Here is a 19,798-nt window from a genome sequence, read left to right as displayed (position 1 = left end):
TATTAAAAATTATCTACCAGACGGTCGAACGCGAGCTGCATCATCTCTTCTGATAAAGTCTCAAGAGTCTGCCTACGGGCTGATAGATTGTAAAGGTTATTTGCCGAGTTAATGACTGGTAAGGTCAGCTGCGGAGGTGTATAGTTTCTACTCTGCTTAAATTGGCTGCTCCATAAAACTTCTGAAGAGTTTTTGCGCTGAAGTTTTAAGTCGACTGTAACAGTAATTTTCGTGGTCGTAGATAAAATCGTATTTTTAGGCAAAAACTTAGTGTCTTTAGCTTCGATCGCCCCTTCTTCAGAAACGATTTCAACCGTTGATACAGTACCGTATAAAACTGCGTCAGATAGATCTTCTTTGTCGACCATACGCACAGCTTTTGAATTTAAGAACTCGCGTTTTAGTGAATTCGTGAAATAAACCTCTAAACCTGGCTCGGTAGAGACATTTTTAAACAAAGGCGTATAAATCACGCGCACATTTTGCGGTAGAGTGTCTACTTTACTGCTAAGTTTGTAAGCGCAAGAGCTTACACAGCAGCTAAATGCAAACATTATGACAGCAGCCGTCAGGCCACGAAACTTACGATAGAAAGCTTCGACAAAGTGAGTTTTCATTGATGTAATCAAACCGCGGAAAGGCCGAACATGTCAATTGATACATCGAAATCCTTACTTTTAGCACCAGGTCCCGTACAGCTCCATCCCGAAGTGCAAAAAATATTATCGTTACCGATGATTCATCACCGCACACCCGAATTCGACAGCATTTTAAAAACTGTATTATCTGATTTAAAAACTTTGTTTGTGACTAAAGAAAAAGTTTTTATTTTATCTTCAACAGGTTCTGGCGGAATGGAAGCGTTATTAATTAACGTGATTCGCCCGAAAGCTAAAGTGCTCGCTATTATCTCTGGAAAATTCGGTGAACGCTGGGCTGAAATGGCTGAAGTTTACGGTGCTGAAGTTCATAAAATGAATGTTCCATGGGGATCAGCGGCTAATGTTTCTGATGTAGAAAAATTCTTAAAAGAAAATCCTGACACTGAAATCGTGATGAGCCAAGCTTGCGAAACATCAACAGCTACTGTTCACCCGATTAAAGAGATCGCAGCGGTTGTTGCAAAAACTAAAGCTGTGTTTTTAGTTGATGCGATTACAGCTTTAGGTGCAATGCCACTTCCGATGGATGAATGGCAAATCGATGGGCTTGTAGCTGGTTCGCAAAAAGCGATTATGTTACCCACTGGTTTAAGCTTAGTTTCTTTTTCACAAAAAGCTTGGGCTAAGATTAAAGATAATCCAACGCCAAGATATTATTTTGATATTCGTAAAGAGTCTGCAGCGAATGACAAAGGTGAAACTTTCTTTTCATCTAATGTGGCTCTTATTCGCGCTTTAGATTTTGTTTTAAAAGATATTAAATCAACAGGCCTTGAAGGTTTATTTAAAACGATTCAGCGTCGTGCATTTTACACCCGCGCCATGGCTTCTGTTTTAGGTTTAGAAGTTTATTCTAAAAATCCTTCTGACTCTGTCACAGCCCTATCACTTCCACCGGGATTTGATGGCGCAAAATTTCGTGAACATTTAGAAAAATCGTACAATGTGACTGTGATGGGTGGACAAGACCAACTAAAAGGTAAAATTATCCGCCTAGGTCATATGGGTTACATCACCGATCAAGATCTGCACCAGACAACAGAACGACTGGCTGCAGGCTTAAACGATTTTGGTTTTAGCTTAGATTTACAGAAAGTTTCTGACAGCTCTTTGAACTGGTTAAAGGAACACAAGTAAATGAAACCCTACATCGTGATCACAGAAAAGTTTGCCTTAGATGCGCAGGTCACGTTGAAAAACTCAGGCCTGGCTGAAGTTGTTAAACTTTCAAGCTTAAATGAGTTAGCCGATCACCTAGATAAAGCGACAGGCTTAATCATCAGATCTAAAACTAAAATCACGCGCGAACTTTTAGCACAGGCGCCGCATTTAAAATTAATCATCACCTGCACCAGTGGTTTTGATCATATCGATCTACAGGCCACACAAGAAAAAAACATTCATGTGATGTATACGCCAAATGCGAACGCCCAATCAGCGGCAGAGCTTACTTGGGCGTTAATTTTAAACACGCACCGCCCGATTTTAGAATCGCACAAACAAATGAAAGCCGGTCTTTGGGATCGCGAAAAGTTTCAGGGTTTTGAATTACACGGCCGAACTTTAGGCATCGTGGGTCTTGGCCGCATCGGACAAAAAGTAGCTGCGTTTGCCAAAGTTTTTGGAATGAATGTAGTGGCGTTTGACCCGTATTGTGAAGATGAAGCTTTTGAAAAATTTAATTTAGAACGTTCTTCTTACGAAGAATTATTAAAACAATCAGATATCATCACGTTTCATGTGCCGTTAACTAAAGAAACTAAAAACATGATGAACCGTTCACACTTTGAATACACCAACAAAGACGTGGTGATCATCAATGCGTCTCGTGGTTCGGTTGTTAATGAAGATGACCTTTATGAAGCGTTAGAAGATGGCTCTGTTCGTGCCGCAGGCCTTGATGTTTATGCTAAAGAGCCTCTGACGCGTGAATCGAAATTGTTAAAATCACAAAAAGTGGTTTTAACCCAACATATCGGCGCACTTACTGATGAAGCTTTTTCCAAAGCTTCGATGGAAGCTTGCCAGCTTTGTATTGAATTTTTAAAAACTAATAAAACTCAAAATACTCTCCCGTTTCAAAATAACTGGGGCAGTATGATGTTTAATGACTAAAGGAAAAGTATGTCAGCAGTTGTTGTAATTGGCGCTCAATGGGGCGATGAAGGAAAAGGTAAACTAGTCGACGTATTTGCATCTCATGCAGATACAGTTGTGCGCTTTCAAGGTGGATCAAATGCCGGTCATACACTTGTGGTGAATGGCCAAAAAACAGTTTTACATTTAATTCCATCAGGAATTCTTCATTCAGATAAAACATGTGTGATCGCTTCAGGTGTGGTGATTGACGTTTTAGGTTTAGCTGAAGAGATCAGAAAATTAAAATTAACAGGCTTACCGCTTACAGCCTCACAATTATTAATCGCTGATAATGCGACTGTGCTTCTTCCGTACCATAAAGCTTTAGACCAAGCTCGTGAAAAGGCTTTATCTGAAGGTAAAATCGGAACAACAGGTAAAGGCATTGGCCCGGCGTACGAAGACCGCGCTTCTCGTCGTGCATTAATCATGTCTGATCTATTTGATTCTAATAACTTATTAGAAAAAATCGAATTTGCGATCAAAGAGAAAAACGTTTTACTTAAAAATCTTTATGATGCTCCCGAATTATCGGCGAAAGAAGTTTTAGAGCAGATTAAACCGGCGATTGAAGTTTTACGTGAATACCGTTTAACAGACGTGTCGTTATTCGTTTCGCAAAAGCTTAAGAACAATAAAAAATTATTATTCGAAGGTGCGCAAGGTACTTTACTTGATATTAACCACGGTACTTACCCGTTCGTAACAAGCTCTAGCACATTAGCAGGTTCTGGTTCGATCTCTGCAGGCTTAGGTCCTCATCACCTCTCTAAAATCGTAGGTGTGTTTAAAGCTTACTGCACACGCGTAGGATCAGGCCCGTTCCCGTCTGAGCTAAAAGACGAAATCGGCGCCCAAATCCAAAAAGAAGGTCACGAATTCGGTTCAACAACAGGCCGTGCCCGTCGTTGTGGTTGGTTAGATCTTGTGGCTCTTAAATACGCGATCCGTCTAAACGGCATTAATAGCTTAGCTATGATGAAGTTAGATGTTCTTTCATCTCTTGATAAAGTTGGCGTTGTAACGGCTTATAAGCTTAATGGTGAGATCATTAACGAGTTCCCGACATCGACTGAATTAGTGGGGCAACTTGAGCCCGTGGTTGAGTTTATCCCGGGTTGGAAGGAAGATCTTACAAAAGTTAAGACTCTTGGCGATTTACCAGTTAAAGCGACCGCCTATATCAACTTTGTTCAGAAACAATTGGGTACTCCGATCGATATTATTTCGGTGGGACCTGACCGCGAACAAACTTTATGGGTTAAACCTCTGTATAAAGACTAATCTGAAGCGAGTTTCTAATACTCGCCTTCACTCTCAAAAGACTCATTTTTCGCCAAAAAACTGAGTCTTTTGAACAACTTCTGGGCATCAAAATTATTTTAAAAAATCCGTTTGACAGTCCAGAGTTCTTGATAGAAATTGGCATCTCGATTTAACAATGATCCGCTAGCTCAGCTGGTAGAGCACTTCACTTTTAATGAAGGGGTCGATGGTTCAAATCCATCGCGGATCACCACTTTAAAACGAAACCTGTACGTTCCCATCGTCTAGTGGCCTAGGACACCTCCCTTTCACGGAGGATACAGGGGTTCAAATCCCCTTGGGAACGCCAAATTTTCAAATTAATTAAAACCCGATTAGCAATAATCGGGTTTTTTATTTTAGGAACTTATGAAGCTTCAAGAAATAGAATTCAATCTAGATGGCCACGATCACATTGAGTTAAAGAACTTATTAAAAGTCTGCAACCTCTGTGCATCCGGTGGCGAAGCGAAAGCTGTCATTGATGAAGGCCAAGTTCGCGTTGATGGAAAAGTTGAAACAAGAAAATCTTTGAAATTAACGGCTGGCCAAGTTGTCGTTTATAAAAATCATTCAGTTAAAATAGTTTAACGAAGTGTATTAGACATAAGTGCCGAGGTTTTACTGGTTCGCCAGATCATTGAGTATCGGGCAATCCGGACGATGATCACCGTGGCAATTCTTAGCTAAGTGCCTCAGTGTTTTCACCATCTCTTGCAGTTCGTGAATTTTTTGCTCCATCTCGGTGATGTGTTTAGTCGCCATCGTTTTTACTTCTGAGCTGGCGCGCGCTTTGTTGCGCCACAAGCTGACAAGTTTTTTAATTTCTTTCATTGAAAAACCAAGGGTGCGCGACCTTTTTACAAATGAAAGAATATGCACATCAGCTTCTGAATAAGTGCGATACCCCGACTCGCTTCGGCTGGCTTTCGGAATAATACCTATCGATTCGTAATGACGAATTAATTTAGCATTTACTCCAGAAAGCTTTGCTGCCGCACCGATATTCATAGATAACTCCTAATCCAACTTTGTTCTTTTTAATCTTAGCGCATTTCCAATAACTGAAACCGAACTTAAACTCATCGCGGCCGCTGCGATCATCGGGCTTAACAATAAGCCTGTGAACGGAAATAAAATTCCTGCAGCAACAGGTACACCTAAAGTATTGTAAATAAAGGCAAAGAAAAGATTCTGTTTAATATTTTTCAATGTGCCTTCGCTGAGTGCTCGCGCTCGTAAAATTCCTGTAAGATCACCTTTTACTAAAGTGATTCCGGCACTACTCATGGCCACATCAGTTCCAGTTCCCATAGCGATACCGACTTGCGCTTGTGCTAATGCGGGAGCATCATTAATACCATCACCAGCCATCGCAACAAACTTTCGTTCGCTTTGCATCTTCTTTACGATTTCAGCTTTACCTTGCGGAAGTACATCGGCGAAATAACCATCTAAGCCGACTTTGTTGGCTACAGCTTGGGCTGTGGTTTCGTTATCACCCGTCATCATGATCACTTTAATACCGATTTTTCGTAATGACTCAATCGCCGGAATCGTCGTTTCTTTAATCGGATCAGTTACACCCAGTAATCCCGAAAGTTTTCCGTTAATCGCCACATACATGATTGTCTGACCATCAACGCGAAGTCTATTTGCCTCTTCTTCAGCTTGCCCAAGTTCAATTGATAAATCTTTTAGAAGAGCTTTATTACCAATGGCAACGTCGTAACCATCAACGCGCGCCGTAGCCCCTTTCCCGGTCAAAGATTTAAAGTCAGTCACTTGCGAAAGTTGAACTTTCTTTTCTTTAGCTCCGGTCACGATGGCATTTGCTAAAGGATGTTCACTGGCTTGTTCTAAACTTGCGGCCAAAGATAAAACCTGATCTTCAGTCAAAGTTCCCGTTTTTTTAACTGTAACAAGCTTTGGTTTTCCGAGTGTTAGAGTTCCCGTTTTATCAATTACTAATGTATCCACTTTTCTCATCGCTTCGATAGATTCAGCGTTCTTAAAAAGAACACCCATTGAAGCCCCGCGCCCTGTGGCCACCATAATCGACATCGGTGTTGCTAACCCCAGCGCACACGGACACGCAATAATTAATACTGCGACCGCATTTAAGATCGCGTAGGCTAGCTTCGGATCAGGTCCCCACACCGACCAAATCACAAAAGTTAAAACGGCCACAGCAATCACTGCCGGAACAAAGTAAGCTGCAATTTGATCTACTAATTTTTGAATCGGTGCACGTGATCTTTGCGCTTCAGCCACCATCTGAACAATTTGTGAAAGAAGCGTGTCTTTTCCAACTTTTTCAGCCTGCATCACAAGCGATCCCGTTCCGTTGATAGTAGCGCCGATGACTTTTTCTCCCGCTGTTTTTTCAACGGGTACAGGTTCACCCGAAACCATAGATTCATCGACACTTGATGAACCAGATAAAACTTTTCCATCAACTGGAATTTTTTCTCCGGGTCTTACACGAAACTTATCGCCTACATGAATATCTTCAACAGGAATATCCACTTCAGTCCCGTCATCATTAATTTTACGCGCTGTTTTGGGTGCTAAACCTAACAAAGCTTTAATGGCCGCACTGGTTTGCCCGCGCGCTTTTAATTCTAATACTTGCCCTAACAAAACAAGCGCTACGATAACCGCCGATGCTTCGAAATAAAGCCCTACTTCCCCCGTCATTGAATCACGAAATGATTCGGGAAAGACTTCAGGAAATAGCACAGCCATAACACTATAGATAAACGCTACCCCAACACCAAGCCCGATCAGGGTAAACATATTCATGCTGCGATTTTTAAGCGATTGCAAAAATCTTTCGAAAAACGGTAGACCTCCCCAAAGAACAACCGGAGCTGCTAGAATCAATTCAACCCATTTCAAATAACCATGAATATGTTCTGACTGAATAAGATGACGCCCACCCATAGTTAAAATGAGAAGCGGAATACTTAAAACGGTACTTACCCAAAAGCGTTTTCTCATATCTAAGTATTCAGAATTATCTTCTTCTTGATCTAAAGATATTGTCACCGGCTCTAACGCCATACCACATTTCGGGCAACTTCCCGGCCCCATCTGCCTGACTTCGGGATGCATCGGGCAGGTGTATTCCACATCGAGAGCCTGGGTTTTATTTTCAGATTTAACTTCTGTTTTCGGTTCTAAATAAGCCGTTGGGTTAGCATCAAATTTCGTTTTACATTTTGGACTGCAAAAATGAAAAGTCTCTCCCTTAAACTCAGAGGTTCCACCTTTGGCTGTTGCGGGATCAATCATCATTCCGCACACGGGGTCTTTAACAAGATTTTTTTTGAAATCCGGATTGTTGTTATTCTTACAGCAACTACTATGATCGTGTTTATGGTTGTGATTGTGAGACTCCATTTTAAACTCCTCGATATAGTCACAGCTTAATCCTTCCAACCATTGGAATGTCAATACCCCATTTTAAGGGCACAATACCCCACTAACTTTGGCCAGCATATTGAAGCATTTTGCTAGTGTTCACCAAACAAACAAGGAGGTTCTTAAAATGAAAAAAATAATGATTATTGCTTTATCTTTCTTAGCCGCAACAGCCTACGGAAAAGGTAAAGCAGACATGAGTATGAAAATGAACAAAATGCCGGAGGCTGTGTTTATCGAAAGTAAAGACATGAAATGGACAGCGGCTGAAGGCCTTCCTGGTTTACAAACTTCAGTCATTCAAGGTGACGCGACGAAAGGTCCCCATCATGCCTATATGAAATTTACTGCTGGATTCACAGCTCCACTTCATCACCATACAGCCGATCACTACGCCACTGTGCTTGCGGGAACATTTATTTTAACTGCCGATGGCGTTGAACATCGCTTACCGCCAGGCTCATACTTCTCATTTAAAAATAAAAAAATGCACTCTACAGCTTGTGCCGCCGGAGCTGAGTGCCTTATCTTTTCAGATGTTCGCGGTAAATGGGATGTTGTACCTGAAAAACAAAACACCATTGGTTCTAAGTAACCTGCAACAAAGGATTTTATTATGAAACTTTTTACTTTAATGACACTCTTAATGAGCAGTTTAGCAGCCACAGCCTTTGCCAAATCTGAAAAAATGAACGCCATTTTTATGGAAGCCAAAGATTTAAAATGGGAAGCAGCACCTGTTCCTGGAATTTCAATGGCCACTGTTGAAGGCGATCCGATGAAAGGCAGCCACCACGCTTTTCACAAATTTAATGCTGGCGTATCAGTGCCACAGCATTATCACTCTGCCGATGCCTTTGTTACAGTGCTCGCGGGAACACTTATTGTAACAGTGGATAATGTCGAACGTCGTCTACCGTCAGGATCTTTTTATATTTTAAAAAATAAACAAGCTCACTCAACAATGTGTGCAGCCCCATCTGAATGTCTTCTTATGGTTGAAGCCAAAGGAAAATGGGATGTGGTACCTGAAAAACAAAATACCATTGGCTCTACTAAGTAGATCCATTATTCGACAAGTTATTCATGTTCGATTTGTTCGAACATGAATAACGACAAATGTGAGTGAAATCGTTTACGCCTTCGACAATAACGATGCAACTCCATTTAATTACTCAAGTAAAGCTATTTATGACAAACTCGGTAAAAGCGGTATTAACTATATCAAAATAAGAAAACTTGAGACGAAGTACACTGCTAATCAGGTGTATGCTTAATAAACTAATTAAAGTTGTAAATGCCTCTGCATAGTATACCCTATAGCCATGAGCATCAAAGAAAAGACCACCGATTTTATTAATAAGCATGAAACCAAGTTAGATATCGCTTTCTTCGTTGGCGGTTTTTTATTTGATATCTTATTTATCTCTGCACCTGATGATTTATTTTCTATTGTTCAACAGGCAGTTTACTTATTTATCGTAGCAACCCTTATTCATTATGAGATGTTATTTCGCCTGCATAAATGGAGGCCCAAAGAATCGTTATTAAAGCTTTGGTCATACCGTGATTTTACCCTGCATTTCTTTTTAGGATCGCTACTGAGCGTGTATTCACTTTTTTATATAAAAAGTGCTTCGATCTTAAGTAGTTTTATTTTTCTGATTTTATTAATCGCTATTATTTTACTGAATGAGCTGTCTTTTGCTAAATCTGGAAAGGTCAGCCTTAAAGTGGCCTTCTATGCCATTTGTTTATTTTCGTTTTTCTCAGTAATTTACCCGATCATCTTAGGCTTTGTCGGATGGACCCCACTTTTCTTTTCTGTTTTAAGCACTGTTTTGATTTTACTCGGTCAATTTAAATTACTGGCACGCTCTGAAGTTCCAGGTAAAATTTTAACCAAAGCTTTAGCCGCTCCAGCAGGTGCTGTCTTAAGTATTTTTCTATTATTTTATTTTCTAGGCTGGATTCCACCAGTTCCGTTAAGTGTGACCGCGCAAGGTGTGTACCACAACTTAGAAAAACGCGAAGGCCAATTTTTTCTATCGTTCGAAAAAACTTGGAAGTTCTGGCAAGACTCTGACAAAGAGTTTAACGCAGCTCCTGGCGATAAGGTTTTCTTCTTTGCGCAGATCTATTCACCAGCGCGCATTTCTGATCAAATTTTTTTACATTGGCATCTAAAAAATAAAAAAGGCGATTGGGTATCAACAGATAGAGTTCCATTATTTATTCAAGGAGGAAGAAAAGAAGGCTTTCGCGGTTACGCCACAAAAGCCAACTATCAACCCGGCGAATGGATGGTCACTGTTGAAACCAGCATGGGGTCAGAAATTTCACGTTATTATTTTGAAATTTCGACAGTCGCCGCTAACGAAGCGCGAATTTTCACAACCCTTGAAAAGTAATCTATTCAAATTCAAAACTAAACTGATCACCTTTAACTTTTGGTCGTTTAAATAAGTCAGTTCGTAATATCAACGATGATTTTTTATCCATAAAGTATTTACGGCGAAAGATATGAAACATCTCAGCCACATGATCAGCTTTTGCACCCGTACCGCGCATACGTGAGCCGAAATTAGAATCATAAAGCTTACCGCCGCGCACATCCCGAATAGCGCTGATCACCCGATCTTTCTTTTCAGGATAATTTTTATCTAACCATTCAACAAAGAGATCTTTCACCGAATGAGGCAAACGTCCCATTACGTAATTTGCTGATCTTGCCCCGGCATGAGCTGCCGCTTCTAAGATTCGTGGTATCTCGTGATCCGTAAGCCCTGGAATTACCGGCGCAATATTTACTGAAACAGGCACACCAGCCTCGGATAAAATTTTAATCGCTTCAAGCCTTCGTTGTGGTGACGAAGTGCGGGGCTCCATAGTACGAGCTAAGTTTTCATCTAGTGATGTCACTGATAAAGTCACTGAGACTAAATTGTCTTTAGCCATTTCAGATAAAATATCCACGTCACGCGTGATTAAAAAGTTTTTCGTGATCATAATAACGGGATTTTTAAATTCTGCCAAAACCTCTAAACACCTGCGCGTGATCTGTAATTTTCTTTCGATCGGCTGGTAACAATCTGTAATTCCGCTCATCATGATGGCCTCTGGTTGATACTTAGGCTTCATTAATTCTTCACGTAATAGCTCAGGTGCTTTTTCTTTAACAAAAATTTTAGATTCAAAATCTAATCCGGCAGATAAATTAAAATACTCATGCGTAGGACGCGCGTAACAATAGATACAGCCATGCTCACACCCACGGTATGGGTTGACACTTAAACCCATACCTAAATCTTCGCTGTCGAATTTATTAATAATAGTTTTTGTATTATCGATTAAATATTCTGTCTTAAGACTTGGGATATCTTCTTCATCGACGTAATAATCAGCATCAGTGATATCATACACCCGCTGCGTTTTATTAAAACGGCCCGAGTCGTTGCTAACCGCACCGCGACCTTTCGTTTTAAAAATTAAGTCTAAAGATTTCTTCTGGCTTTCACTCACTACTTACATATAATTTACATATTATGATTTAGCAAGACTTAAAAATACTTTTTACACTTCAACTGGTCCTAATAAACTAACTCCCAACAATCCCCGTTAAGTTTTCTTGTTGTACCATGCAGACTCAAACTGCTTCTGGATTATTTTTTGCAAATCAAAATCGCCAATTCAATAAATAACTCTTTTAACGGAAGGAAGAGCCTCATGAAAAAATTAAGTTCAATTATTTGCATTACACTTGCACTGTGCGCAACATCAGCTTTCGCCAAAGATATGGCCACGGGTAAAAATAAAAAAGCGATGGAAAACGCTGTCTTTTTCGAAGCCAAAGATCTGCAATGGAAAGCTGCTGCTGACTTGGAAGGCGCACAAAGCGCAGTTGTTCATGGCGACCCAACAAAAGGCGCTTATCACGCATTTATGAAACTTAAACCCGGTTTTTCAGAACCAATGCATTACCATACAGCCGATCAATATGTGACGGTTCTTGGCGGAACAATAATTCTGACTGAAAAAAATGGGACTGAACACCGCTTACCAGCCGGATCTTATTTTTCTTTTGTAAATAAAGCGAGACATTCAACAATGTGCGCTCAGGGGGCTGAATGCCTGCTGTTCGCTGACATTCGCGGAAAATGGGACGTAATTCTTGAAAAAGAAAATACAATTAGTTCTAAATAAAACTATCTAGAGCCACCGCCCGCATTTGCGGGCTGTGCGCTGATTGCTAAGATAAATGTTGTGATCACTATTGTTGTGTTGGAACAAAACTTGCGATCAGTTTAAGCTTATGAAGAAAATTTTATTTTTATTTTTTGCGCTGATCTTTTTTAACTTAAACTTATTCGCACAGATTCCGCCGGTTATTCCAGAACCTTACCGCAGCACTATTTGCGCCCGCTCTTGCGAAAATAATATGGGTAAAACCACATTTATTGAACTCGCGAGCAATGGAGCCCGCCGCTGTCCCAGCAAGCCTCAGCTGGCTTACTCTTGCGCCCCGTACAAGTGCAACAGCCAAAAGAAAACTTGCCGTACCGATTGCATCGATAATCGCGATTGCGCGCCAGGGTTTCGTTGTAACCCACAAACTAAAACCTGCTTCACTGTCACTTACTTTTGCGCCAACCACATTTCACTGAACGGCACTGACGGAAGTTTTAAATCCTGTTTTCCATATTCTTGTCAGATGGGCGCTTGCGTGGCTCACTGTGCTAGTGCTGCTGACTGTGGTGCTGGTGTAGACTGTAATTCTGATGGAACCTGCGGCCGCCCACCAGGTGGTGGTTAGTTGAATCAGTTAAAGCGCGTTTTAAATCTACCCCTTCTCACTTTCTATGGAACGGGAATGATTCTCGGAGCCGGCATTTACACCATTATCGGTAAGGCCGCCGGCATCGCCCAAGAAAGTCTTTGGCTTGGGTTTATCTTAGCCGCAATCGGATCTTTAATGACGGCTCTTTCTTATGCAGAACTGGCCACGATGTTTCCGCGTGCCGGGGCTGAATATATCTATTTAAAAAATGCATTTCCGAAACACCGCTGGGCTTCTATTGCCTCAGGTCTTATGATGGTCTTTGCGGGAGCAGCTACCGCTTCAACAGTCGCCGTAGCTTTTACGGGTTATTTAGAAACTTTTTTTTCTGTACCGACTTTGCTGGCGGCCGGAACTTTACTGATTCTTTTTACAATTCTAAATATTATCGGCCTTAAAGAATCTAGCTGGGTGAATGTGATCTTCACGCTGATCGAAGTCGGAGGCCTTATTATTTTTATTTATCTAGGAATGAATAATCCAAAATTTGGTGAAGCCCTTTCGGCTAAACCAAGTTTTGCTACACTCTCCAGTGCAGCACTTATTATTTTTGCTTACTTCGGTTTTGAAAATACCGTAAACCTTATCGAAGAAACAAAAGAACCTGAACGAAATATTCCTTTAGCGATTTTATTAAGCCTTGGTATTTCGATAGTGCTTTATATTCTCGTTGCACTTTCTGCGCAGGCGTTATTACCTCCACAAGAATTAGCTCAAAGTCAGGCGGCCTTGACTGATGCTACCAAAATCGCATCACCCAAGATGGCCGGTGTACTTAGCGGCATTGCTTTATTTTCAACGGCAAATACGGCTTTGATTGCTCTTGTGACAACAAGCCGAATCTTGTACGGCATGGCCCACGATCATTCGCTCCCAGCACCGCTAGCTAAAGTCTCTGCAAAAAGAAAAACGCCTTGGCTATCTGCCCTTATAGTTTTAACAGTTTCATTTCTTCTATTGCCTTTAGGAAAAGTTGAAGTCTTGGCCAGCATTTCATCGTTTGCAACAATGATAAGCTTTATGGCCATCAATGCGGCTCTTATCTATTTACGAATTCACGCCCCCAACCACAAACGACCTTTTCGCATTCCCTTAAGTATAAAAGGAATTCCAATTATTCCGGTGCTAGGTTTTGTTTTATCTTTAATTTTCTGTCTGCAGTTTGAAGGAACTGTCTACACCGTTGGATTTTTGCTTTTTACTATCGCAGTTGCCTCAGGACTCTGGATGCAAAAAAGTAAAAATCCGTTTTTTCTTAAGGAGTCAAAGACTGTTCCGCAAAATTAGAAAATCCGTTTTCGTAACGTCCGGTTATACGATCGACTTTAATTCGGTAGATTACTGCTGATTCAAGTTGTGACTCAAAGTAAAGTTCTAACTCCGAACGACGCTCTTCACCTAAAGAAAGTTTTTTCACAATATTTCGCATGGCTATCATGGCATCTTCGGATTTCAACTCTTCAAAATCCCCCCAGGCCAAAACGCTTTTCCAGTGAAAAAAGTCGCCGACCTCTTCCACTTGTACACAAACACGTGGATTTTTTCTCATCATGTGTACCTTTTTGCCATCTTGAGAATGACTGTAAATATACCCATCTTCATAAATATAACTAATCGGTACCAAAAATATATCATCTTTCACATGACAGGCTAGATGGCCAAATTGGTTTCTAGCTAACAAATCAGTACTTTCACTTGAGCTAAGCTCTTTAATTTCTCCATGATGTGGTTTCATAAAAACCTCCGCTAATGGACATGAGCACTTGGTATGCCATTACTACAGAACAACGCTAAGCAGGAAATCGGCATAAGATCTGCAAATTAAACAGCTATGATCGGCATCTTAACTTTAAAAAAAGGTTGATCACCAAATTGGTTAACGACACTGACGTAACAATCAGGCCGATTGCCCCTTCTGATCTTACTCAATCTCTCGGATTTAAAATCGAACCCGTGCCAACCGGCCCCGTTGAGTAGTTTATATATTAATATGAAGCACACGCGACACTTCTTGAAAAAGCTCTTCTGGCTTAATTGGCTTTACGATATTACCGTCAAACCCCGCTTTTTTTATTTTTTCATATTGCTCACCGGAGCTATAGGCTGAAAATGAAATAACCGGTAAATTTAAACCTATCGCCAAACGAACTTCTGTGAGCAGTTCAAATCCATTGCCATCAGCCATTTCTATATCAGTGATAACAAGGTCAGGTTGAAATTTATGTATTACAGTTAAGGCTTCACGCCCTGATTTAGCAATGGTAACCTCTGCACCAGCTTTTTCTAAAACCATTTTAACTAATCCTGCGGTATCTTCAGAATCATCAACCAACAGAATATGTGTATCTACTAAACTATTTTCTGGAACTGTATACGCACTTTCACTTTCAACTTTATGTATCTCTCGCTCAGTCCAGTAAGGAACTGTAAAAAAGAATGTTGTTCCCTTTCCAACTTCACTTTCAGCCCAGATTTTTCCGTTGTGTGCAGACACAATTCCTTTCGCAATTGAAAGCCCCAGTCCACTACCTAATTTTTTTGTTTTTTCAGCCTGCCAAAAACGGTCGAAAACCCGCAATAAATACTCCTGAGGAATTCCCGGACCATTATCACTAACACTAATCAGTAGCTGTGAATTTTCATCCTTGGCGGCGATAACAATTCTTCCGCCTTCGGGAGTAAATTTAACCGCATTGCCGACAAGGTTCGATAAGACTTGAACTATTCTTCTAACATCACAGGCTATCAACTTAAGATTCTTTGGTAGGTTTACTGACAAACTGATCTGTTTTTGGTTAACAAGGTCTTTAAAACTATCGGCAACCTGTTCAATAATCGCTTGCGGATTTTCAGCTGCTAAATCCACCGAAAATGTAGACGACTGCATTTTGGCAAAATCGAGAAGATCGCTAATCAGCATTTGCATCTGTTTAGCCGACCTTTGAATTCTTAAACCACTCTCTTTCACCATCTTCGGAGTTAAAGGCAAATCCCGGGTTAATAAATCAGCCGACAAGCTTACCGCAGCCAAAGGGTTTTTTAAATCGTGAGAAACAATGGCAAGGACTTCTTCTCTGACCTGCACCGCCGACTCTGCTCTTTCTTTTTGCGAAAACGCTTCTAACTGAGCCTGTTTAATTTCAGTCACATCAACAACTAAAACAAAAAATCCCGCGACTTCTCCATTTACAAAATCTGGAATATACAAAGCATTTGTATGACGAATTTCACCTGTTGTCTTTAAAGGTAAATCACGCTCAAAATTCTGCGTAAATCCATCAAGGGCTCCCTTAATATACGGTTTATTTTTTTTATAGAGTTCGGGCCCTAACAAGCCAAGCATGGTCTTTCCGATCATTTTGTCTGAAGATACACCGAACCAATCCAAATATACCCGGTTAGCAAATTGACAAATTTCATTTTTATCCCAGTAAGCGATCATTGACGGTAAGTTATTAGTAATGACTTCGGCTAAACGAGATTGCTTCTGCAGTCTTGCATTTTCAAGAGCAACGGCACATCGGCTTGAAACGATTTCTAAAAAATGAGTATCCGCACGAGAAAATTTAACGCCCTTGCGATTTATTGAAAGCACAAGAGTTCCGACCGGCCGCCCCTGCGAAACCAGAGGAAAAACCGCATAAGAAAAAGCACCAAATTCTATAATTAGATCTTTAGAAATTTTATCGACATGATTATTATCTATAATTTCACGGTTTACGTCTTCAATGATGATTGGCTTACCCGTTTTTAGAACATGTAGCGATCCGAAGGCTCCGGGCATTACAATTTTAGAAGCAATGGCCTTAAACTCATCCGAATAGCTTTTGTCTTTCGTAGCAGAAGCTTTATAAACCAGTTCATCACCCTCGATAACTTTGATAATACATGCATCGGCAATACGGGTCACAAGCAGTTCAGCCAATTTTTCAATTTTTTCATCATAATTAAAGGCTTCTTCAAGAACTTTACCCATATCAGCTAAAAATTTTTGCTGTTCTTCAAACTTTTTACGCTCAGTGATATCGCGAACAATGGCGGTTATACGCAACCCCTCTTCGGTAGCTACCGGACTTAAACTGATATCCACCGGAAATTCAGTTCCATCTTTTTTTCGACCGAACAAATCAAGCCCGGCTCCCATAGGTCTTGCATGCGCGTCAGCCACAAACCTTTTACGATTTTCAACATGATCTTTTTTAAATCTTTCAGGAATCAACACTTCAACCAATTGACCGATCAGTTCTTCTTTTTGGTAACCAAACTTTTTGGCTAATTGTTCATTAACCAGAGTAATACGGCCGGCTTGATCGGCAACCATGATTCCGTCGTAAGCACCTTCAAAGACCGTGCGAAATTTTTTCTCGGAAATAACCAGAGCACGATCTGCCATCTTTCGAGTTGTTATATCACGTACAATCGCAACTATACGGTTTTCTTTCACTGTTCGGGCGCTAATTTCTACCGGTAGAACTGAGCCATCTTTTTTGCGTAGATTCCATTCAAGCTGAGCGATCTCACCACTCTGATTATGCCGCTCAAGCTCACTTTTTAATTTGGGAATATCTTCGCTGGGAATAATGTCCATAATAGTCTTACCTATTAGCTCTTGCTCTTCGTAACCCAACATTCGGCAGCCGCTTTGGTTTACTCTGGTATAGACACCATCAAGATTAGCTTCAAAAATTCCGTCCGCAGCGAGTTCGATGGTTTCACGAAATTTTTGCTCATTTTTTCTAAGTTCTTCGGTACGGTCTTTAACTCTTTGTTCAAGCTGCTGATTTAAATTTTTAAGAGCTTCGTTTTTCTCTTCAAGATTTTTTTCCATACGGTTTAACCGTTTTGTCGTAAACCAAATGAATGCCGAAAAGAAAAATAAACTAAGTACCACCACAACAACACCATCAATGCTGGCATCTACGTTATAATATTGCGTTAATTGGCGTACGCAAAAACCTAGAACAATTAAGACTGACGTTGAAATAAATAAGAATTTTCTTCCTATGGCAGCGCTACTCTCAAAAGAAAGAAAAGGTATTACGAAGACTGAATTTTTGTCAGACAAAAGTAGACTTAGATTCAGCAGCAAAAAAGCTAGAATAGTCTGTGGCGAGACTGAAATGTATTCGAAAACGGTAAGTAATCCTGATGCTCCGTATAGGTACCCAAGTAACGCCAACAGACTTATAAAGCAGTTAATTATTTGCAGACCACTTGAAACAATTGCGGCTTTAGCTACCTCGCGCAAAAATACTGACAAAGCCGTCAACGACAGCACGATTGTCGCAATAAAAGACATCCGCCCAGGAATTGCATAAGCAGTATCCTTATCTTCAACAACTAATTCATCAATGCCGAAATTAAAATCTCCAAGATATTCGATGAATGTTAAGCCCGCTATGACAAACACAACTATCGAAAACACTTTATTGAAAAATATTTTTTTTTCAGAGGGCCATGAGTACGAGTAGGCCGAAATGCCTAATAGAAAAATACATAAGGCTGCGTTAAATCTTATGCCCACCATATTGGGGATAATGGCTTTAAGAATGGAGATATCAAAAATCCATCCAAGAATAGAGACAAAACCGATAGCTATTGCGAGCAACGCAAAACTTTTGCTTATAAAGCCGTTGCTTTTAATGCTTTTAGCAGCTGTCATAAGTTTATTTTTTATCGCGATTTTCATAACTTGGCATGTGAATAAATCTACATATTGATATCATAGGCATGATTTTAATCAAACCTTAACCGAAGTTATAAAGCTGTTAAGAACTAACAACTTTAATCGCATCAACTTGTCCTGTCTTTTGAAATTGCTGTACACTCTGTAGAGTCGTCGTTGCAATATTGCTTAAAGCCTCGATTGTTAAAAAACCCTGATGAGAAGTTATTAACACGTTGGGAAAAGTCAGAAGTCTGGCCAACGTATCATCATTTAAGCCCTGATTAGAAAGATCATGAAAAAAAACGCCTTCTTCTTCTTCATAAACATCCAAGGCAGCGCCGCCAATTTTTTTACTTTTTAATCCTTCGATCAAAGCTCGGGCTTCAATAAGAGCTCCACGTCCCGTATTAACCAGTAGAGCCTTAGATTTCATTTTGGTGATAAACTCTGCATTAACTAAATGAAAGGTCGATTTATTCAGCGGCACGTGTAACGAAATAACATCAGATAGTTTTGCAAGTTCATCTAAGCTGACATAACTGACACCTGAAAGAGACTTTATCTCTGGGTCTTCATATAAATCATTAACCAGCACTCGACATCCAAAAGCCTGCATAATCCGGATAAAGACTTTTCCGATTTTTCCGGCGCCAATGACTCCAACAGTTTTACCATTCAGGTCAAAGCCCACTAGACCATCAATTGAAAAATTAAGTTCATGCACACGCAAATAAGATTTATGAATTTTTCGATTTAAGCTTAACAATAAGCCAACTGCAAATTCAGCCACCGCATTCGGCGAATATCCGGGCACCCGGCAAACGGGTATTCCATACTTTTTCGCCGCCACATGATCAACGTGGTTAAACCCCGCCGAGCGCAAAGCGATGAGCTTAACGCCATTTTGTTTTAAGTTTGCGATACACGCTTCATCGACTTTATCGTTTACAAATGAACAAACGACATCGGCACCCTTCGCCAACGACGCCGTAAGATCAGTCAAACGTACATCTAAGAAATTAATATTAAAGCCGAAGCCGGTGTTAATTTTTTCAAAAACTTCTTTTTCAAAATTATGTGTATCGTAAAAAACTATTTTCATAATTTTCCTTTTTGTAAATGGTTCTGACAGCATTCCGGTAAAAAAGTACTCATCATCTCGATAGACTCATTAATTTTATCGGCAAAGCTAGCCGCACTCGAAATTTGGTAATAATTAGGGTGTGATTTCCACACTTCATGAATACGGTTATCAATAGCCGCCGCAACTTCGGCGGTTTCAGTGCGAACTGGATTTTGATGATTGTAGCCGTTGCTTAAACTCGGAACCCGCAAGTGAATAACGCCGTAGTACTGTTTTAATTCTTGTTCTAATGTTGTACCTAAAGTTTGAAGATAATCTTCAGGTTGCCCCGGCCAATAAGCTAAACCATCTAAAGTTCCGCGGTCACATAAACCTAACGTCCATCTATTTTCTTCAAAGAAAATAGTCTGAAGCTCTTTTTGAACATGATAAATAGCCCGTTGAATAGATTTTTGCCCGCTTTCAGAATTAAGGCGCCAAAAGCCTCCTTTAAATAAAATACTGGCTGACTCAGGCAAAATAGCTACTCTGTCACAAAACATTTTTCTGGCAATCTCTAATATGGCCGTCTTTCCTGCTCCTGGACCTCCGGTAATAACAACTAATCTAGGCTTTTTCGTATGGTCTTCTTTACATGGACAGGCATTTTCGCAGCTATAAATATTTTTTTCGATCAT

The 19,798-nt window shown here is 40.4% G+C and carries 18 protein-coding genes and 2 tRNA genes; 12 read left to right on the top strand and 8 right to left on the bottom strand.

The genetic code is table 11. From position 1 onward, the window contains the following. Nucleotides 1-2 precede the first annotated feature (2 nt). A complete protein-coding gene (lptE, locus tag ACKWCF_RS06535) occupies nucleotides 3-617 on the bottom strand; it encodes an LPS assembly lipoprotein LptE (protein WP_409479902.1) in 615 nt (204 codons plus the stop codon). 30 nt (nucleotides 618-647) lie between these two features. Between lptE and ACKWCF_RS06530 the strand changes: the two genes are divergently transcribed. The 6 genes from ACKWCF_RS06530 (at nucleotide 648) to ACKWCF_RS06505 (ending at nucleotide 4,697) form a co-directional block, all read left to right on the top strand. After that, nucleotides 648-1,799 (top strand): pyridoxal-phosphate-dependent aminotransferase family protein, encoded by a 1,152-nt coding sequence (locus ACKWCF_RS06530; protein ID WP_409479901.1) that lies wholly within the window; start codon nucleotides 648-650, stop codon nucleotides 1,797-1,799. Beyond that, nucleotides 1,800-2,777, top strand: coding sequence for a hydroxyacid dehydrogenase (locus tag ACKWCF_RS06525; protein ID WP_409479900.1), 978 nt, complete (start codon nucleotides 1,800-1,802; stop codon nucleotides 2,775-2,777). It abuts the gene before it with no gap. Nucleotides 2,778-2,786: 9 nt separating this feature from the next. Further along, nucleotides 2,787-4,085: an adenylosuccinate synthase gene (locus ACKWCF_RS06520; protein WP_409479899.1), complete on the top strand. Its 1,299-nt coding sequence runs from the start codon at nucleotides 2,787-2,789 to the stop codon at nucleotides 4,083-4,085. A 159-nt stretch (nucleotides 4,086-4,244) separates the two neighbouring features. Next, a tRNA-Lys gene (locus ACKWCF_RS06515) sits at nucleotides 4,245-4,320 on the top strand. A 20-nt stretch (nucleotides 4,321-4,340) separates the two neighbouring features. Continuing rightward, nucleotides 4,341-4,416, top strand: a tRNA-Glu gene (locus ACKWCF_RS06510). A 59-nt stretch (nucleotides 4,417-4,475) separates the two neighbouring features. After that, nucleotides 4,476-4,697, top strand: coding sequence for an RNA-binding S4 domain-containing protein (locus tag ACKWCF_RS06505; RefSeq protein WP_409479898.1), 222 nt, complete (start codon nucleotides 4,476-4,478; stop codon nucleotides 4,695-4,697). 30 nt (nucleotides 4,698-4,727) lie between these two features. On the opposite strand, the gene cueR is transcribed toward ACKWCF_RS06505, so the two are convergent. Further along, on the bottom strand, nucleotides 4,728-5,117 hold the full coding sequence (cueR, locus tag ACKWCF_RS06500; RefSeq protein ID WP_409479897.1) for a Cu(I)-responsive transcriptional regulator: 390 nt from the start codon (nucleotides 5,115-5,117) through the stop codon (nucleotides 4,728-4,730). A gap of 9 nt (nucleotides 5,118-5,126) precedes the next feature. Next, nucleotides 5,127-7,511 (bottom strand): heavy metal translocating P-type ATPase, encoded by a 2,385-nt coding sequence (locus ACKWCF_RS06495; RefSeq protein WP_409479896.1) that lies wholly within the window; start codon nucleotides 7,509-7,511, stop codon nucleotides 5,127-5,129. 148 nt (nucleotides 7,512-7,659) lie between these two features. Between ACKWCF_RS06495 and ACKWCF_RS06490 the strand changes: the two genes are divergently transcribed. From ACKWCF_RS06490 to ACKWCF_RS06480, 3 genes are all read left to right on the top strand, one after another. Then, complete coding sequence (locus ACKWCF_RS06490) at nucleotides 7,660-8,127, top strand: cupin domain-containing protein (RefSeq protein ID WP_409479895.1); 468 nt, start codon at nucleotides 7,660-7,662, stop codon at nucleotides 8,125-8,127. Between the two features lie 21 nt (nucleotides 8,128-8,148). Next, nucleotides 8,149-8,595, top strand: a complete 447-nt coding sequence (locus tag ACKWCF_RS06485) for a cupin domain-containing protein (RefSeq protein ID WP_409479894.1) — start codon at nucleotides 8,149-8,151, stop codon at nucleotides 8,593-8,595. Between the two features lie 262 nt (nucleotides 8,596-8,857). After that, nucleotides 8,858-9,943: a DUF2914 domain-containing protein gene (locus ACKWCF_RS06480; RefSeq protein WP_409479893.1), complete on the top strand. Its 1,086-nt coding sequence runs from the start codon at nucleotides 8,858-8,860 to the stop codon at nucleotides 9,941-9,943. Nucleotide 9,944: 1 nt separating this feature from the next. On the opposite strand, the gene ACKWCF_RS06475 is transcribed toward ACKWCF_RS06480, so the two are convergent. After that, nucleotides 9,945-11,054 (bottom strand): PA0069 family radical SAM protein, encoded by a 1,110-nt coding sequence (locus ACKWCF_RS06475; RefSeq protein ID WP_409479892.1) that lies wholly within the window; start codon nucleotides 11,052-11,054, stop codon nucleotides 9,945-9,947. A 204-nt stretch (nucleotides 11,055-11,258) separates the two neighbouring features. Between ACKWCF_RS06475 and ACKWCF_RS06470 the strand changes: the two genes are divergently transcribed. The 3 genes from ACKWCF_RS06470 to ACKWCF_RS06460 all read left to right on the top strand — a co-directional run bounded on the left by ACKWCF_RS06470 (nucleotide 11,259) and on the right by ACKWCF_RS06460 (nucleotide 13,656). After that, a complete protein-coding gene (locus ACKWCF_RS06470) occupies nucleotides 11,259-11,735 on the top strand; it encodes a DUF4437 domain-containing protein (protein WP_409479891.1) in 477 nt (158 codons plus the stop codon). 109 nt (nucleotides 11,736-11,844) lie between these two features. Beyond that, complete coding sequence (locus ACKWCF_RS06465) at nucleotides 11,845-12,345, top strand: hypothetical protein (protein WP_409479890.1); 501 nt, start codon at nucleotides 11,845-11,847, stop codon at nucleotides 12,343-12,345. Next, on the top strand, nucleotides 12,346-13,656 hold the full coding sequence (locus ACKWCF_RS06460; protein WP_409479889.1) for an APC family permease: 1,311 nt from the start codon (nucleotides 12,346-12,348) through the stop codon (nucleotides 13,654-13,656). On the opposite strand, the gene ACKWCF_RS06455 is transcribed toward ACKWCF_RS06460, so the two are convergent. The 4 genes from ACKWCF_RS06455 to ACKWCF_RS06440 all read right to left on the bottom strand — a co-directional run bounded on the left by ACKWCF_RS06455 (nucleotide 13,625) and on the right by ACKWCF_RS06440 (nucleotide 19,798). Beyond that, complete coding sequence (locus tag ACKWCF_RS06455; protein WP_409479888.1) at nucleotides 13,625-14,104, bottom strand: pyridoxamine 5'-phosphate oxidase family protein; 480 nt, start codon at nucleotides 14,102-14,104, stop codon at nucleotides 13,625-13,627. The genes ACKWCF_RS06460 and ACKWCF_RS06455 overlap by 32 nt on opposite strands. A gap of 243 nt (nucleotides 14,105-14,347) precedes the next feature. Then, on the bottom strand, nucleotides 14,348-18,031 hold the full coding sequence (locus ACKWCF_RS06450; protein ID WP_409479887.1) for a PAS domain S-box protein: 3,684 nt from the start codon (nucleotides 18,029-18,031) through the stop codon (nucleotides 14,348-14,350). Nucleotides 18,032-18,137: 106 nt separating this feature from the next. Continuing rightward, nucleotides 18,138-19,172: a 2-hydroxyacid dehydrogenase gene (locus ACKWCF_RS06445; RefSeq protein WP_409479886.1), complete on the bottom strand. Its 1,035-nt coding sequence runs from the start codon at nucleotides 19,170-19,172 to the stop codon at nucleotides 18,138-18,140. Then, nucleotides 19,136-19,798 carry an AAA family ATPase gene (locus tag ACKWCF_RS06440; protein WP_409479885.1) on the bottom strand — a complete coding sequence of 221 codons (663 nt, stop codon included), beginning with the start codon at nucleotides 19,796-19,798 and terminating at the stop codon, nucleotides 19,136-19,138. Before ACKWCF_RS06440 ends, ACKWCF_RS06445 begins: the two co-directional genes overlap by 37 nt.

The sequence above is a fragment of the Pseudobdellovibrio sp. HCB154 genome, from assembly GCF_046267985.1.
GTDB lineage: Bacteria > Bdellovibrionota > Bdellovibrionia > Bdellovibrionales > Bdellovibrionaceae > Pseudobdellovibrio.
The sequence above is the reverse complement of the archived record's forward strand: the minus strand, read 5'-3'. Positions and strand labels throughout refer to the sequence as shown.

Bases quoted from the DNA above. Each gene is read 5' to 3' on its own strand.
- lptE (WP_409479902.1), bottom strand. From the start codon at position 617: ATGAAAACTCACTTTGTCGAAGCTTTCTATCGTAAGTTTCGTGGCCTG.
- ACKWCF_RS06530 (WP_409479901.1), top strand. From the start codon at position 648: ATGTCAATTGATACATCGAAATCCTTACTTTTAGCACCAGGTCCCGTA.
- ACKWCF_RS06525 (WP_409479900.1), top strand. From the start codon at position 1,800: ATGAAACCCTACATCGTGATCACAGAAAAGTTTGCCTTAGATGCGCAG.
- ACKWCF_RS06520 (WP_409479899.1), top strand. From the start codon at position 2,787: ATGTCAGCAGTTGTTGTAATTGGCGCTCAATGGGGCGATGAAGGAAAA.
- ACKWCF_RS06505 (WP_409479898.1), top strand. From the start codon at position 4,476: ATGAAGCTTCAAGAAATAGAATTCAATCTAGATGGCCACGATCACATT.
- cueR (WP_409479897.1), bottom strand. From the start codon at position 5,117: ATGAATATCGGTGCGGCAGCAAAGCTTTCTGGAGTAAATGCTAAATTA.
- ACKWCF_RS06495 (WP_409479896.1), bottom strand. From the start codon at position 7,511: ATGGAGTCTCACAATCACAACCATAAACACGATCATAGTAGTTGCTGT.
- ACKWCF_RS06490 (WP_409479895.1), top strand. From the start codon at position 7,660: ATGAAAAAAATAATGATTATTGCTTTATCTTTCTTAGCCGCAACAGCC.
- ACKWCF_RS06485 (WP_409479894.1), top strand. From the start codon at position 8,149: ATGAAACTTTTTACTTTAATGACACTCTTAATGAGCAGTTTAGCAGCC.
- ACKWCF_RS06480 (WP_409479893.1), top strand. From the start codon at position 8,858: ATGAGCATCAAAGAAAAGACCACCGATTTTATTAATAAGCATGAAACC.
- ACKWCF_RS06470 (WP_409479891.1), top strand. From the start codon at position 11,259: ATGAAAAAATTAAGTTCAATTATTTGCATTACACTTGCACTGTGCGCA.
- ACKWCF_RS06465 (WP_409479890.1), top strand. From the start codon at position 11,845: ATGAAGAAAATTTTATTTTTATTTTTTGCGCTGATCTTTTTTAACTTA.
- ACKWCF_RS06455 (WP_409479888.1), bottom strand. From the start codon at position 14,104: ATGAAACCACATCATGGAGAAATTAAAGAGCTTAGCTCAAGTGAAAGT.
- ACKWCF_RS06450 (WP_409479887.1), bottom strand. From the start codon at position 18,031: ATGACAGCTGCTAAAAGCATTAAAAGCAACGGCTTTATAAGCAAAAGT.
- ACKWCF_RS06445 (WP_409479886.1), bottom strand. From the start codon at position 19,172: ATGCTGTCAGAACCATTTACAAAAAGGAAAATTATGAAAATAGTTTTT.
- ACKWCF_RS06440 (WP_409479885.1), bottom strand. From the start codon at position 19,798: ATGATCGAAAAAAATATTTATAGCTGCGAAAATGCCTGTCCATGTAAA.